This window comes from Kitasatospora sp. NPDC002551 (genome assembly GCF_040296005.1).
Taxonomy (GTDB): domain Bacteria; phylum Actinomycetota; class Actinomycetes; order Streptomycetales; family Streptomycetaceae; genus Kitasatospora.
In genome coordinates, this window is the sequence record NZ_JBEOWI010000105.1 from 1 (window position 1) to 12,544 (window position 12,544).

The following is a 12,544-nucleotide window of genomic DNA, read 5'->3' on the forward strand; positions in this document are numbered from 1 at the left end:
GCCGAAACGAGGTAGGACAGGACGTCGGCGAGGACCGAGCGGGCAGCGCCGATGGCGCCGACCAGCGCGGCGCCCGCGTTGCTGCCCGCGCTGTCGGCCACCGACGAGGCCGCACCGAGCCTCGAGTTCGCGTGCTGCAGTTGGTCAGGCTCAACGAGCATGGGCAGGTAGCTGATGGCGGCCGCATCATGCACGATCTTGGTGATGCCCAGGACGACGGCGACTGTGTACAGCTGGCCGATGCCGAGCACCCCGGCGAAGGCTGCGGCCGGGATTGACGCGAGGCCCGCGGCAGCGGTGAGGTCCGCGGCGATCATCTGGGGGCGCTTGGCGTATCGGTCCGAGAGCGCGCCGGCCGGGAGTGCCACGACGGCGTTCGGCAGTTGGCCGAGGAAGGCGAGCGCGGCGATCTGGGTGGTGGAGGCGTGGAGTTCCAGCACGGCCAGGGTGGGGAGGGCGATGGTGCTGACTGCGGATCCGGACAAGCTCGCGCACTCGCTGGCGACCAAGCGGCGCAGATCCGGGGAGGTGACCTTCGCGGCCTGGGCCGTCTGGGTGGAGGTCGTCACCCGGCCTCACCGCCCAGCAGTTCCGGGGCGGTCACGTTGGCGTAGAGCTGGCCGGTGGCGAAGTGGGTGAGGACAGTGTGGGTGAAGGGGTGACAGTCGGGCGGCGGTGCGGCTGGGTCGACCCACACCAGCTCGGTGTGCGTGCCGGGCTCGCGGTTGTCCGGGACGCCCTCCCACTCCCGGACCGTGAAGGCGGCGCCGATCACCCGCTCACCGTCCGCCGCGTGGAAGTGGAGCAGTTGGCAGAACCGCAGGCGGTCCGGGGTGATGTGGATGCCGACTTCCTCGGCGAGCTCGCGTGCCGCTCCCTCGTTGAGGAACTCGCCGTCTTCGAGGCGTCCTCCGACGACCGTGAGCATTCCGGGGGAGTGCCACGACGTCGCCTGGTGCCGGACGGTCAGGATCCGGCCGTCGGCGGGTCGCTGGAGCAGGACCATGACGTTCCCGATGCTCCGGTGTACAGCGCTCACGGCCGGGCCTCCCTCATGAGGCGGTCCAGGGTCCGCCGTCCCCGGGCAGTGACCTCGGCGTCGCCGTTGTCCGGGCCCCAGGCCAGGCAGTTGACCGCGTCCAGCGCGGTCAGGCAGCGCAGCGCGTGCCGCTCGGCGTCGGACAGCTCCCGCCCGTAGGAGAGGAGGAACGCCTTCTCGCGGTCCGGATGGTCTACCCATTGAGTGGTGGCGAGGATGACGAAGTCCTGGACGCGGGCGGCCGGCCGGGTGCGCTCGAAGTCGATGAGGGCGAGCCCGTGCTTGGACCACAGCCAGTTCCTCGGCTGGTTGTCGCCGTGCACGTAGCCGACAGGCACCGGGCCGACGCGGCGAAGGCGCCCAGCGTGGTCCCGGATCAGGTGCTGCTCTTCCTTGTTGAGCCGGTCCCCGGCACGAGCCAGATACTTCTCCGCTCCGTCAGCGGCGGCGCTCAAGGAGGCTTCGGCCTCCACCCGGTCTCCGCGGTTGAGCGGTCCGGCCTCGTGGAGGCGGGCGCAGAGCGCGCCGGCCTGCTGGTGCACGGTCCTCCACTCGGCGGCGTCCAGGCCGAGCTGCTTTGCCGGAGTGCCTGGGACCGCGGAGAGCAGAAGGGCCAGGTCCTGGGCGCGGCTGTCGATGAGGTGGGGTGCACGGGTGTGTCCGAGTGCGGGGACGACGTGGCGGTATGCCCGGCTCTCACGGGTGAAGAACTTCACCGAGGGCGAGACCTTCAGGTAGTGGTGCACCCCGCTTTCGCCCTTCAGATCCCACACCCGGGATCGGTCCCAGTCATGCGAGGCGTCGCGGACGGACACGACGGGGCCGATCTGCTGTTCCGCCCAGCGCTGCAGGGCCGCGGGCAGCGGCTTCGTCTGGTTCATCCGGCAAACCCCGCACACGGGTGCGGGATGGCAAAGCGGCAGGGCACACCGCCATCAGATTCGGTGCGGTTGGGGAACACGGTTCCTCCCGGGGATTGTCGGTCGAGGGGGTCTTCGCAGTGCGGACCGGCCGGGCCGGCCGGGGGCTACGGACCTGGGCCGTTGCCGGACGGCCGGGGTCGGCTCGGGACTGCGGCGGGTCTCAGGCGGGATCGGGTGCACCGCCGGTGCGCTGCTCCAGTTCCCACAGGGTCCGAAAGAGCCCGGGCTCGCGGGTGAGCTGCGCGTACGTTCCCTCCTGGACCAGGCGGCCCTGATCGAGAACGACGATCCGGTCGGCCACGGCGACGTTGGCAAGGCGGTGCGTGATCAGCAAGATGGCCCGGTCCTTGGCCAGGTCTCGCAGGCCGGTGAACACGTGGTGCTCGGCTCGGGCATCGAGGGCGGCTGTGGGCTCATCCATCACCAATAGGCTGGCCTTCCGGTGAAAGGCCCTGGTCAGGATGACGCGTTGCCACTGCCCACCGGACAGCTGGTGGCCACCGAACCATTCGCTGGTCAGGAGGGTGTCGAGGCCGGAACGGAGGGCGGGCAGCATGTCCGCGGCTCCGGACGCCTCGCAGGCCGCCATGAGCGCGGCGTCACTGGTGTCACCCTGTCCCAGGGTGACGTTGTCGCGGAGGGTCAGGGGCAGGTAGGTGAACCGCTGCGGTGCCACCGCTACGTGCCTCCACGCCTCCCACGGCTCCAGCCGCGCGGTGGTCTTGTGGTCCCAGGCCACTTCCCCGGAGGTCGGCAGCAGCAGGCCGCAGATCAGCCGGGACAGCGTCGTCTTCCCCGACCCGTTCTCCCCGATCAGCGCCACGACCTCCCCGCGCCGTACCGTCAGCGACACCCCGGCCAGGCTGTCCTTCTCCGCACCGTCGTACCGGTAGGTGACGTCACGGACCTCGAACCGCTCCGGCGGCGCCGACAACACCTCGGTGCCACGCGAGGCCACCATCGCCTGCCCGTGCGCGTTGTCGAGGAAGTTCTGCCAGTCCTGCACGTACCAGCCAGTGCGCACCAGCCGGGCCCCGCCGTTGATGATGCCCCGCACCGAACCGGTCGCCGTCTGCAGGGCGAAGACCGCGCCACCACCCGCCGCCAGGTCCATCCGGCCGGAGACCAGCAGCCACAGCAGGGTCGCCCAGACCGCCGCCGAGGCGACGCCGCCGGCCGCCGCCCCGGCCAGGCCCATCCACGCCCCGGTGTTCGCGGCCTCGCGCTCCGAGACGTTGACGGAGGCGGCCAGCCGCCGGTAGCGGCCCAGGAGGAACGGGCCGGCCAGGCAGGCCCGCATCTCCTCGCTGGACTCCATGTAGGACATGTGCCAGCGCAGCTTGTGCAGCATCCGCCGGCGCCCCGACGTCTCCAGGCCCGCGAGGTACACCACTCGGGCCGCGCGCACGTACGCGGCGGCCTGCGGCAGGCACGCCAGGAGCAGCAGAGGCAGGAGAATCGGGTGGATCACGGTGAGCACCGTGGCGCCGGCGGCGAGGGTCGCCGTGGCGGCCAGCACGTCCTGGGCTTCCTCCACGAGGTCGGGGGTGACCTGGGCGCCGCGGTCGGCGATGTCGTACTGGTCGTTGTACCCCGGCTTGTTGTTCGCCGCGGCCTCGGCGCCGAGAGCCGCCTCGACCATGCTGACTTCCGCGGCCCGGGCGAGCACCGGCCGCAGCCGACCGGTCAGCCAGGTCACCGTGACCCCCAGCAGAGCCCGCAACCCCGCGGCCGCCGCGATGACGGCCAGCTGCGGAGCCGCCTCCCGCAGCCGCTCGGTGATGTCGCCGGAGGAGATCAGCGCGGTGAGGGTCCCGGTGACAGCGAACAGGCCCAGCGCGGCCAGCACGCCAGTGCCGAGCTGGCACGCGAGCAGCCCGGCCGTCGCGACCCGGTCCACCTGCCAGGCCATCCGCAGCGACCGGCGCACCAGCACGGGCAGGCGCCGCGCCATCGTGGTCGTCGTCATCTGCGCGCCGGCCTGGAGCCGGGACTCGTCCCGGTACTGGAACTCCTCCTCCTGCGCCGCGCCCCCGCTGTCCGGTGGAGTCCCCTCCGCTTCGTCCGTGCTCGGCTGCGCGGCTGTGCTGCCCGAGGTCAAGTCGATCCCCCCTGTCGGTCGTCACGGCTGGTTCGCGAGGCTCAACGACACAGCCGAGATATCGAACACACGTTTTTCGGTCGGTCCTGAAGTCCCGGGATAGAGCGTTCGAGGAACCGTGGAAACTGCACCGACCCAGCTCCCGCAACGGCACTGCCCCAAGCGGAGGTTGGCCGAATCGCCGACGTCCGTCGCTGCAGTGGCGCGCGTCATCGGTCTGCGTCCACCTGCTCGGGGGAGGCCTGGCCCCGCGCTTCCAACTCCTGCTCGAACTGATTGGTGGCGTAGCGACGGAGAAGGCTCAGACCGCGATCGAAGGTAACCGGGGCCTCCGAGAGGTTGATTCGCAGGAGCTGCCCACCGGGGTACAGCGCCTCCCAGGCCATGGATGTGCCGCCGTGGACGACAGTTGGGTTGAGCTGCAGTCCAGAGCGTCCACACCGGGCGACCCAGTCGAGGAAGTCTTCTTGGGGCGCTCGGAGTTCTGCGAACGTGGAGTAGCCGGTGGCGGGCTCCAGGCCGGTGATGGGCCGGAGCGGCGAGCGGGGGTCTGCGAGCGTAAGAGCGTTGCGGCGGAAACGTTCGCTCATGCTGGTCAAGTGGCCACGGACGCGGCGGTAAGTCTCCTCATCAGGAAGTGCGGGGAGATTGGCGCGGTAAGCGCAGTCCTGGGCGATCTGGACCAACTTGCCGGTCTGCTCACTGGGGGCGTCCGCGACGGCGAGGAGGGAAACGTAGAAGAGCATGGCGATCTCGCCGATGGGGTCGCCGGTCATGGCCATCCGCTCGAAGCGGTCGCTGCCCAGGTGGCGCAGCAGTGCCTTGTTCCTTGTGACGACTATGGCGGCGCGAAGGCCAGGCAGGGAGAGATCCTTCGAGGCGGTGAGGATCAGGGCAGCGGTCTCCAGGTCGAGGTCCTGGACACGGTCACGAAGTATCGCGGCCGGCTGTGGGCCTTCGGTGCCGACCTGGAAGGGGACGTCAAGGAGGGTGAAGTCCGGCCTGGCCTGTTTCAGCGGGACGTGGCGGGCGCCGGTGACGCCGTTGGGGAGGACTTCGACGAGGCAGGCGCCTGATGTGGAGACTGCCCCGGTGTGGTGGAGTGCGCCGTCGTGCCGGTAGTAGGCGGTGACGGGGGCTCCCCAGCGGAAGGCGGCCTGGTCGAAGGCGTAGTAGTTCGGCAGGGGCATGACGAGGCCGTGACCGGTGGCGGCGAGATGGGCGATGGTCAGGCTGATGGCCTCGGTGCCGCCTCGGGTGAAGAAGATGTCCGAGGCGTCCAGGTGCATGTTCAGGTGACTGCCGAGAAGTTCGGCCATCGCACCGCGGGTGCTGGCCGGGTGGCGGCCTGAGTACGCGGAGAGGGTCCCGTCGCGGATGAAGCGGTCCAGCAACGCAGAGAGGTAGCGGGCGAGGTCCGGGGAGGGCGGGAAGCGGTTGCAACCCTCCCCGAGCTCGATCGTCGTCTCGGGGTCCGTATCCGCGCCATCGCGCAAGGCGGCGAAGGCGGTGAGGCAGTCGGCCTGCGCGGGTGAGGGGGCGGTGTCGTCCACGGTGGCTCCGGTGCGCCATGGGCCGGGGCGCTGCCGGGCTTCCGCGGTGCGGACGTCGGTGAGGTTACCTGATAGAGAGCGTTTCGGGGCGGGTGGCTGCAACGTGGGGACCTCGTGCAGAGCTGGATGCCGTCCGTCCGGAACGAGCTCGGAGGCCAGGAGGATACGAGCGGCGGCTTCGAGGTCGGGTGTGTCGGTGTGTCGGTCGCGCCGTACCCAGAAGTCGTAGGTGCCCGCCCGGCGAGCCGCGGCGGCCGGTGGCGAGAGCCTCGAATGCCTCGGGGAAGACCCCGGGGGTGGCCGGGCTGTTGGAGGTCGAGGACCTCCAGGAGAAACTCGGCCCACGTTCTGTACCGGCGGTGGCCGAGCGTTCCCGAAGTCCCATATCGCGGTCTTGGCCGGCGTCACCACAGGCCGAGCGCTTCCAGGACGTGCGCGGCCTTGGGCAGCGGCGCGGTGGGCGCGGCAGTGAGCAGGTCGTCGGGGATATCGGCCTTCGTGTCGAGCTTGATCATTTCGCGCCAGCGCAGGGCCTGCGGCCACTGCTCGGTCCAGGTGGGGCGCAGTTCGTCGGCGGGAACGTTCTCGAGGCGGCGTGCGCCGGTCAGGAGCCGGGCGGCGGTTTTGGCGCCGATGCCGCGGATGCCGGGGATGTTGTCGGCGGGGTCGCCCATGAGAGCGCGGAAATCGGGCCACTGCTCGGCGAGGACGCCGTAGCGGGGCAGGATGTGGTCGCCCGTGGTGTAGCGGCGCTCCATGGCGAGACCGGTGTTGAGCAGGCGCACGCCCCCGTCGGCCAGGAGCTGGATGTAGTCCTTGTCGGTGGTCATGATGTCGACGGCGCGACCTTCGGTGCGGGCGGCGATGGCCAGGGTGGCGATGACGTCGTCCGCCTCGCAGCCGTCTTGTTCGATCCACCGGACCCCGCTGTGGTCGAGGGCGTTCTTGATCAGGGCGAGGGACTCGATCAGGCCCGGTTCGGGGGCGGGCCGGTGGGCCTTGTAGTCGCTGTCCTGGTCGGCGCGAACCTGGGAGCCGTCTTCGGAGTCGAAGACCACGAAGATCTCGAAGCCGTCGGCGTGCTGGACCTGGGCTTTGCGGAGGAGCGCGGCGAAGCCGAAGACACCAGTGCGGTCGATGGTCTTGTCGCGGCTCATGATGCGGGCGGCGAACCCGTACCAGGCGCGGTGCAGGAGGTAGTGGCCGTCGACGAGCAACAGGGGTGCGGTCTCGGTCATGGCGTCGCCTCCAGGGGGTGGTGCGTGCTGGTGGTTGCCTGTGACCGCGGCGTACGGGCATCCGTTGCCGGATGACCAAGGAGTCTAGTCACGCCGTTGGCGTGGGGCTGCCAGAACGTGGCCAGCAGCGCCGCGAGGTGTTCGGCTGCGTTGCGGCGGGCGATGACGCTGCGGTGGGCGTTGGCACGCAGCCGGGCGCGTTCGTCGCTGGTCAGGGTGAGCGCCCGGCGCAGGCCGGCGGTCAGGGCGCCGGGGGCGGGCTCGTACAGCAGGCCGTTGTGGCCGTCGGTGATCTGTTCGGGGAAGCCGTCGATGTCGGGGGCCAGGACGACGGCTCCGGAGTGCTGGGCCCACAGGGCTGTCTCGAAGACGATGTTGGCCAGGGTCTCGCCGCGGCTGGGGACGGCCATGACGTAGGTGTCGGGCCAGGCGGCCAGGGCGCGGGGGATGTCCCGGTCGTAGCGTCCGACGATGGTGGCGCTGAGCCCGAGTTCGGCGCTGCGGTGGCGGTAGGAGTCCAGCAGGGCGGCGCGGTCGTCGTCGGTCGGGACGGCGACCATCGCCAGGTGGACGTCGTCGCGCAGCGGGGCGAGGGCTTCGATGAGGAGGTCGAGGCCCTTGGTGTGGTCGGTGCGGCCGACCGCGGCGACGACCGGGCGGCCTGCGGGGATGCCGAGGGCGCGCACGATGCGCTCGGCTTCGGTCCTGGTCGGTGGGGTGAGGTCGGCGGAGGTGAGGGGGAGCCCGGACGGCCAGGGCCGGAGGCTGGCCGGGTTGAGGCTGTAGTGGTCCTTCAGGTGGCGGGTGAGGAAGTCGCCGATGTCGGCGACCCAGGTACGCGGGTGGAGGTTGGCGGCGGCAATCGCCTCTTCCTCCCAGGTGACGCGGCCGGGGTCAGGGCGGGGGCGTTCGGTGATGCGGGCGGTGGAGAACAACGCCAGCAGGACCTCCACGGCCGGGTGGGCGCCGACGTGGTGGACGAGTCCGGCGAACGGGGTGTCGACGCCGATGGCCAGCACCTTGGCGTGCCGGTCCGCGAGATGGCCGGCGGCGCGGGCGGCTTCGCCGGACAGCTGCCGCCAGGTGTCGGGCTGCCAGAAGGGGCGGCCGGTGTCGTAGGGCAGGGTGAGGACCTGGCCGCCGAGCCCTTCGACGACGCGGCGGGCGTAGCGGAGGTCGCTCTCGTTGTAGCCCCAGGTGGCCGGGCCCGGTTCGGGGACCGCGAGGTAGGGGGTGAAGGCGCCGGCGTGCGCGCTCAGGCGGTGGTGGTGGCGGGCGAGAGTGGCCAGAAGGGTCTTGGTCTGGCGGCCGATGCCGTTGGTGTTGTTGGCGATGCCGTTCACGGCGCAGTACAGCAGCGCGTTGGTCGCGGACAACGAGAGCTCCTCCTTGGGTGTCAGCCGGCGGCGTAGAGGTCTTCCGGGTTCGGCCGCCAGATCTTCGACTTCGCCGCTGCCGGCTTCATCCCGTGAGCGGTGAGCAGGTCGGTCAGGTGCCGGTAGGCGGCTTCCGCCTCGGGTTCGGTGGCGGCGAACAGGGTGTAGTTGTCCGTCATCCGCACGGCCGGCCAGCCGGTCAGCTGCTGGTCGACGGGGGTCATCCGGAGGTTGGTCAGCATCGGGCTCAGCCCGCTGCCCGGGGCGAGCGGGTCGGGCAGCGCGGCCAGGATGCGGCGCAGGAGGGCGAGCACATGGCCGTCGTGGACGAAGCGGGCGGCAGAGGTGACCGCCTCTTCCAGGGTGACGCCGTGGCTGGCGGCGGCGACGTCGATGTCGGCGACCCAGGTCAGGCCCGCCTGCAGGTGGCGTGCGGCGGCCGCGACCGCGAGGGGCCGGCCCGCCCGCCGGTGCCAGCCGAACATCCAGGGCGGGTAGGCGTCCCGCTCCAGGACGGGCTCGATCGCGTTGCGCAGCGCCCGGTGAACGATCCGGTCGGTGACCGTGGGGATGGTGACGGTGTGCCGCTTGCCCCACGCGTCGAACTCCTCGATGCGCAGCGGCCCCGGCCGCCACGAACCGTCGGACAACGCCGCGGACAGCGCCTCGATCCGGGCTGGCATGTCCTGGCGGAACATCCGCCAGGTCATGCCGTCGGCGCCGGGTGAGCCGGTGCGCCCCATGCACTGGCGTGCGGCCAGCTTCAGCGCCCGCTCGCCGACGGCCTGCCGCATCAGCGAGTGCGCCGCCCTCCGCCCGGTCACCTGGCCGGGCCGATGGCGTCCAGGAACGCCTGGGCGACGGCCGCCGGGGTGTGGGCGGCGACCTGACGCGGCCCCTGGTCGGCGGCCGCGCGGTAGGCCGCCGGGTCGTCGAGCAGGCCCGTGGCCGCCTCCCACAGGACGCCGGGCCCGCTCTCCAGCGCGGTCATCCGCCCTGCCGGTCCGGTGAGGGCCGGCAGGTGCCCGAGCCCGTAGCCGACCACCGGTGTCCCCACCGACAGGGCCTCCGCGGCGACGTTCCCGAACGTCTCCGGGCTGGTCGACGAGACGACCGTGACGGCCGCGCCCGCGAGGAAGCCCGGGATCTCCTGCCAGGGCACGGCCGGGAGGATCTCCACGTCTGGCAGATCGGCGGCCAGGGCCCGGCACTCGGTGACCACGTCGTTCTGCATGCCCGGCCAGTACTCGAACCCGGCCTCGGCCAGCACGATCTGCACCGGCCTGCCCAGCCCGGCCGGGTATGCCTTCAGCAGCTCGGCGATGCCCTTGTGCGGCTCGGCCCGGGCCACGATCCGCACGGGCCCGCGCTTGCGCAGCGCCTCCCGCTCGTCCGGCGCCGGCGGGGTGAGCGTGTGCATGAGGGCGTTGGGAACGACCGCCCAGTCGCTGGAGTCCACGCCCTCGCGGGCCAGTTCCGCGACCATGAAGTCGCTGACCGTCAGGACCCGGTCCGGGCGGTGCTCCAGGCTGCGGTAGAGGGGGGCGTCGGTCCGCGGGACGTGCACCATCAGAGCGGTGGCCGTTCCGGCCGGGGCCGGGCTGAGGTAGCCCAGTCCCCAGACAGCGTCCACCCAGCACACCAGGTTCACCGCGTGGCCGGCCAGGAGACCGCGGACCTCGTCCTCCACAGCAGTGGGGTCGGCCAGGAGGTGGGTGAGGTGCTCCTCCAGCGCGGGGCGGGGCAGGGTCAGGCTGGTCAGGCGGAGCAGGTCCTCGCCGTCGGCGGCGGTGGCCGGTCCGGCGGCGATAATCAGGGCACGGTGGCCCAGTTCGCGCAGGCCTGCGGCGAGGGCGGCGATGCTGCGCTCGATCCCGGCGGGCTCGTCGGGGTTGTGGGTGAGCAGGACGAAGGCGACGTTCACAGGGTGTCTCCCCTAGTCGGCGGGGTGGGGGCGGTGTCTCGGACGGGCCGCAGTCCGATGCCCGGCGAGGCGATGCCGGACGGGACGTCGTTGGCGTGGGCGCACTCGGCGTACTGAGCCAGAGAGTGGTAGGAGCCGCCCCGCAGCAGGGCGACGCGGTCGCGGCGCCAGGGGGCGGTGGTCCACTCCCAGACGTTGCCGCCGACGTCCCACAGACCGTCCGGGGTCCGGCCGGTCGCGTGGGCCCGGACCGGTGTGGGGTGGCCGGGACCGAGGCCGCGCAGGTTGGCGTGCCTGTGGTCGGGGACCTGGTCGCCCCAGGGGAAGCGGCGGACTCCGCCGCCGGCCATCCACTCCCATTCGGCGGACGTCGGGACCCTGGCACCGAGCCGATGCGCGAGCTGGGCGGCGTGGGGCAGGGGCAGGCCGGTGACCGGGATCCCGGTGACCGCCAGGGGCGTCGCCGCCCACCACAAGGTGGCCACCTCCTGGGCCGGGTGCCACTCCCCGGCCGGAACTCGGCCGCCGGATAAGCGGATCCACTCCACCGGATCCACTTCTGCCGCTACCGTGGAGGAGTCCCGGGCAGCAGGTACGTTCCCTGGAGGAAGAACCGGTCCGCTCACCAGCACACGCGGGCTTGCCTTCAGCGAAAGACGGCCCTGTCCGGGCGCTCGCCCGCTCACCGCTGCCCAGCCCCGGCCGCCGCGAGCAGCTGGATGCCCAGGGTGCCCCCGTCGGCGACGACGCGGTCGGTGCCGGCGGCCAGGTCCTCCTCGAAGACGGTGTCCGTGCCTCCGAGATCATGGTCGAGGAACTCTGTCCACCAGCGGGCAAACCGCTGCGGGGTGCTCTGCAGGCCCTCGCGCTGCGGGTCTTCCCCCACCACCTGGAGCTGTTGGCACAGGTCGGTGATTCGCTCGCCGCTCACGCGCGGCCGCGAGATCAAATTGTCCAGGCTTGTCATCAGACGCTGACCTTCGTCTCGGTCCGTGCAGGGCACGGAGGATGGAAGCGGCGTTCGGTCCCTTGTGCAGCAGCTCCAGGGCACTCACGCCCGGTCGCCAGCTCGGCGGTGCACTACTGGTGGTATGGGATGAGCCGGCGGAGCTGGGCGACGGTGCGGTCCGGGTCGGTGGCGTGGATGGTGGTGATGCCGAGCTTCTGGGCCGGCACGAGGTTGCCCGGGTTGTCGTCGACGAAGATGCACGCCGATCCCGGAAGGCCGAGGAGCTCCAGGGTCAGCTCGTAGATCTCCGGATCCGGCTTCCGCATCCGGTGCTGCTCGGAGAGAACGACGACGTCGTGCGAGGCATCCAGAGCCCAGGGTGCATAGGGGTTGTGCGGGGCCATTCCCATGGAGTTGGACAGGATCGCGGTACGGACTCCCGTGGCGCGGATCTGAGCGGCCGCGGTGACCACAGCCTGCTCCGGGCGCAGGGTCGCCAGGGCACGGCCCATGAGGTTGGTGCCGTCGATGCCGAGGAGGGAGGCGATTCCGGTGTTCCACTCCTCTTGGGAGATGTCGCCGCGTTCGAGCTGCGCATAGAGCTGGCGGCCGGTGGGGTCGACAGCGACGGCATGACGGTAGGCGTCGTCCGGCAACCCGATCTCGCGGGCGAAGCAGAGGGCCGTGTCGTCCATCGGGGTGGTCAGCACGCCGCCGAAGTCGAAGATCACGGCAGCGTACGGGCCTCCGGGGACGGGGGACTGCGGGCTGACGGCGGACGGGTGGGTCATGAGGCACTCCTGTCGACGAGACGTTCGAAGATCACGTGACTGTCGGCGTCGAGCGCGACGACGCGGCGGGGCATGTCTCCGACGCCCTTCGGCCACAGCACCGCCAGCCCGTTCGTGGAACGGAAATCGAAGCCGGGGTGCTGAGGCACCAGTACGGGGGAGGGGGGTACGCCGTCGGGGAGCAGGATCCCCAGGGGTTCGGTGGACTCGGAGGCCGCGGTGACCGCGCGGACCAGTACGTCGAGGTCGGCCGAGCGGGGGTCGTGAAGGACGAGCGTGGCCCTCCGCCCGTCGGCGGCGTGGATCGGGGGAATGAGGGTGGTCACGACGGCGGCGTCGTCGTACGACACCGGCCCGGTCTCCTTCCGCGGGGCGGGGATGGCGGGGGCCGGGCGGACGGTGCCTGCGGATCCGTCGACCTCGAGGACGATGCCCTCTGGGATCTCGTCCAGTGCCTCGCGCACGTTGGTGACGCAGGGGATGCCGAGTTCACGCGCGATGATCGCGGTGTGCGACAGGGGGCCGCCGGTGGTCGACACCACGGCGGCGGGCCCGCCGAGCAGTGCTGCGGCGGCTTCGGGTCCGAGGGCGCGGCAGATCAGAACGGCACCGTCTGGCGGCGTCGCGGCTCCAAGGTGGGCCGCCGGGCC

General features: G+C 71.6%; 13 protein-coding genes. All 13 read right to left on the bottom strand.

Translation table 11 applies throughout. The features are described 5' to 3' along the window. Nucleotides 1-569, bottom strand: a 569-nt coding sequence (locus ABT093_RS39540) for an MFS transporter (protein WP_350572343.1), incomplete at its 3' end; no start/stop codon positions are given. Beyond that, entirely contained in the window at nt 566-1,039 is a 474-nt protein-coding gene (locus tag ABT093_RS39545) for an NUDIX domain-containing protein (RefSeq protein ID WP_350572344.1), read from the bottom strand. The genes ABT093_RS39545 and ABT093_RS39540, both read right to left, overlap by 4 nt. Further along, nucleotides 1,036-1,920 carry a phosphotransferase gene (locus ABT093_RS39550; protein ID WP_350572345.1) on the bottom strand — a complete coding sequence of 295 codons (885 nt, stop codon included), beginning with the start codon at nt 1,918-1,920 and terminating at the stop codon, nt 1,036-1,038. The genes ABT093_RS39545 and ABT093_RS39550 overlap by 4 nt, the downstream gene beginning before the upstream one ends. A 202-nt stretch (nt 1,921-2,122) precedes the next feature. Further along, entirely contained in the window at nt 2,123-4,063 is a 1,941-nt protein-coding gene (locus ABT093_RS39555) for an ATP-binding cassette domain-containing protein (RefSeq protein WP_350572346.1), read from the bottom strand. Between the two features lie 209 nt (nt 4,064-4,272). Further along, nucleotides 4,273-5,616 carry an aminotransferase class I/II-fold pyridoxal phosphate-dependent enzyme gene (locus ABT093_RS39560; protein ID WP_350572347.1) on the bottom strand — a complete coding sequence of 448 codons (1,344 nt, stop codon included), beginning with the start codon at nt 5,614-5,616 and terminating at the stop codon, nt 4,273-4,275. Nucleotides 5,617-6,020: 404 nt separating this feature from the next. Continuing rightward, nucleotides 6,021-6,854, bottom strand: coding sequence for a 5'-3' exonuclease (locus tag ABT093_RS39565; RefSeq protein WP_350572348.1), 834 nt, complete (start codon nt 6,852-6,854; stop codon nt 6,021-6,023). Next, on the bottom strand, nt 6,851-8,230 hold the full coding sequence (locus tag ABT093_RS39570; protein ID WP_350572349.1) for a glycosyltransferase family 4 protein: 1,380 nt from the start codon (nt 8,228-8,230) through the stop codon (nt 6,851-6,853). The genes ABT093_RS39565 and ABT093_RS39570 overlap by 4 nt, the downstream gene beginning before the upstream one ends. A gap of 20 nt (nt 8,231-8,250) precedes the next feature. Then, nucleotides 8,251-9,054, bottom strand: coding sequence for a reverse transcriptase domain-containing protein (locus tag ABT093_RS39575; RefSeq protein WP_350572350.1), 804 nt, complete (start codon nt 9,052-9,054; stop codon nt 8,251-8,253). Then, the gene (locus ABT093_RS39580) at nt 9,051-10,154 is read right to left on the bottom strand and encodes a glycosyltransferase family 4 protein (protein WP_350572351.1); all 1,104 of its coding nucleotides are present in this window, start codon (nt 10,152-10,154) and stop codon (nt 9,051-9,053) included. Before ABT093_RS39580 ends, ABT093_RS39575 begins: the two co-directional genes overlap by 4 nt. Continuing rightward, nucleotides 10,151-10,639: a formylglycine-generating enzyme family protein gene (locus ABT093_RS39585; RefSeq protein WP_350572352.1), complete on the bottom strand. Its 489-nt coding sequence runs from the start codon at nt 10,637-10,639 to the stop codon at nt 10,151-10,153. Before ABT093_RS39585 ends, ABT093_RS39580 begins: the two co-directional genes overlap by 4 nt. A gap of 197 nt (nt 10,640-10,836) precedes the next feature. Beyond that, nucleotides 10,837-11,085: a hypothetical protein gene (locus ABT093_RS39590; RefSeq protein ID WP_350572353.1), complete on the bottom strand. Its 249-nt coding sequence runs from the start codon at nt 11,083-11,085 to the stop codon at nt 10,837-10,839. A gap of 149 nt (nt 11,086-11,234) precedes the next feature. Further along, nucleotides 11,235-11,894, bottom strand: a complete 660-nt coding sequence (locus tag ABT093_RS39595) for an HAD family hydrolase (RefSeq protein ID WP_350572354.1) — start codon at nt 11,892-11,894, stop codon at nt 11,235-11,237. Beyond that, nucleotides 11,891-12,544, bottom strand: a 654-nt coding sequence (locus ABT093_RS39600; RefSeq protein WP_350572355.1) for a PEP-utilizing enzyme, incomplete at its 5' end; no start/stop codon positions are given. The genes ABT093_RS39595 and ABT093_RS39600, both read right to left, overlap by 4 nt.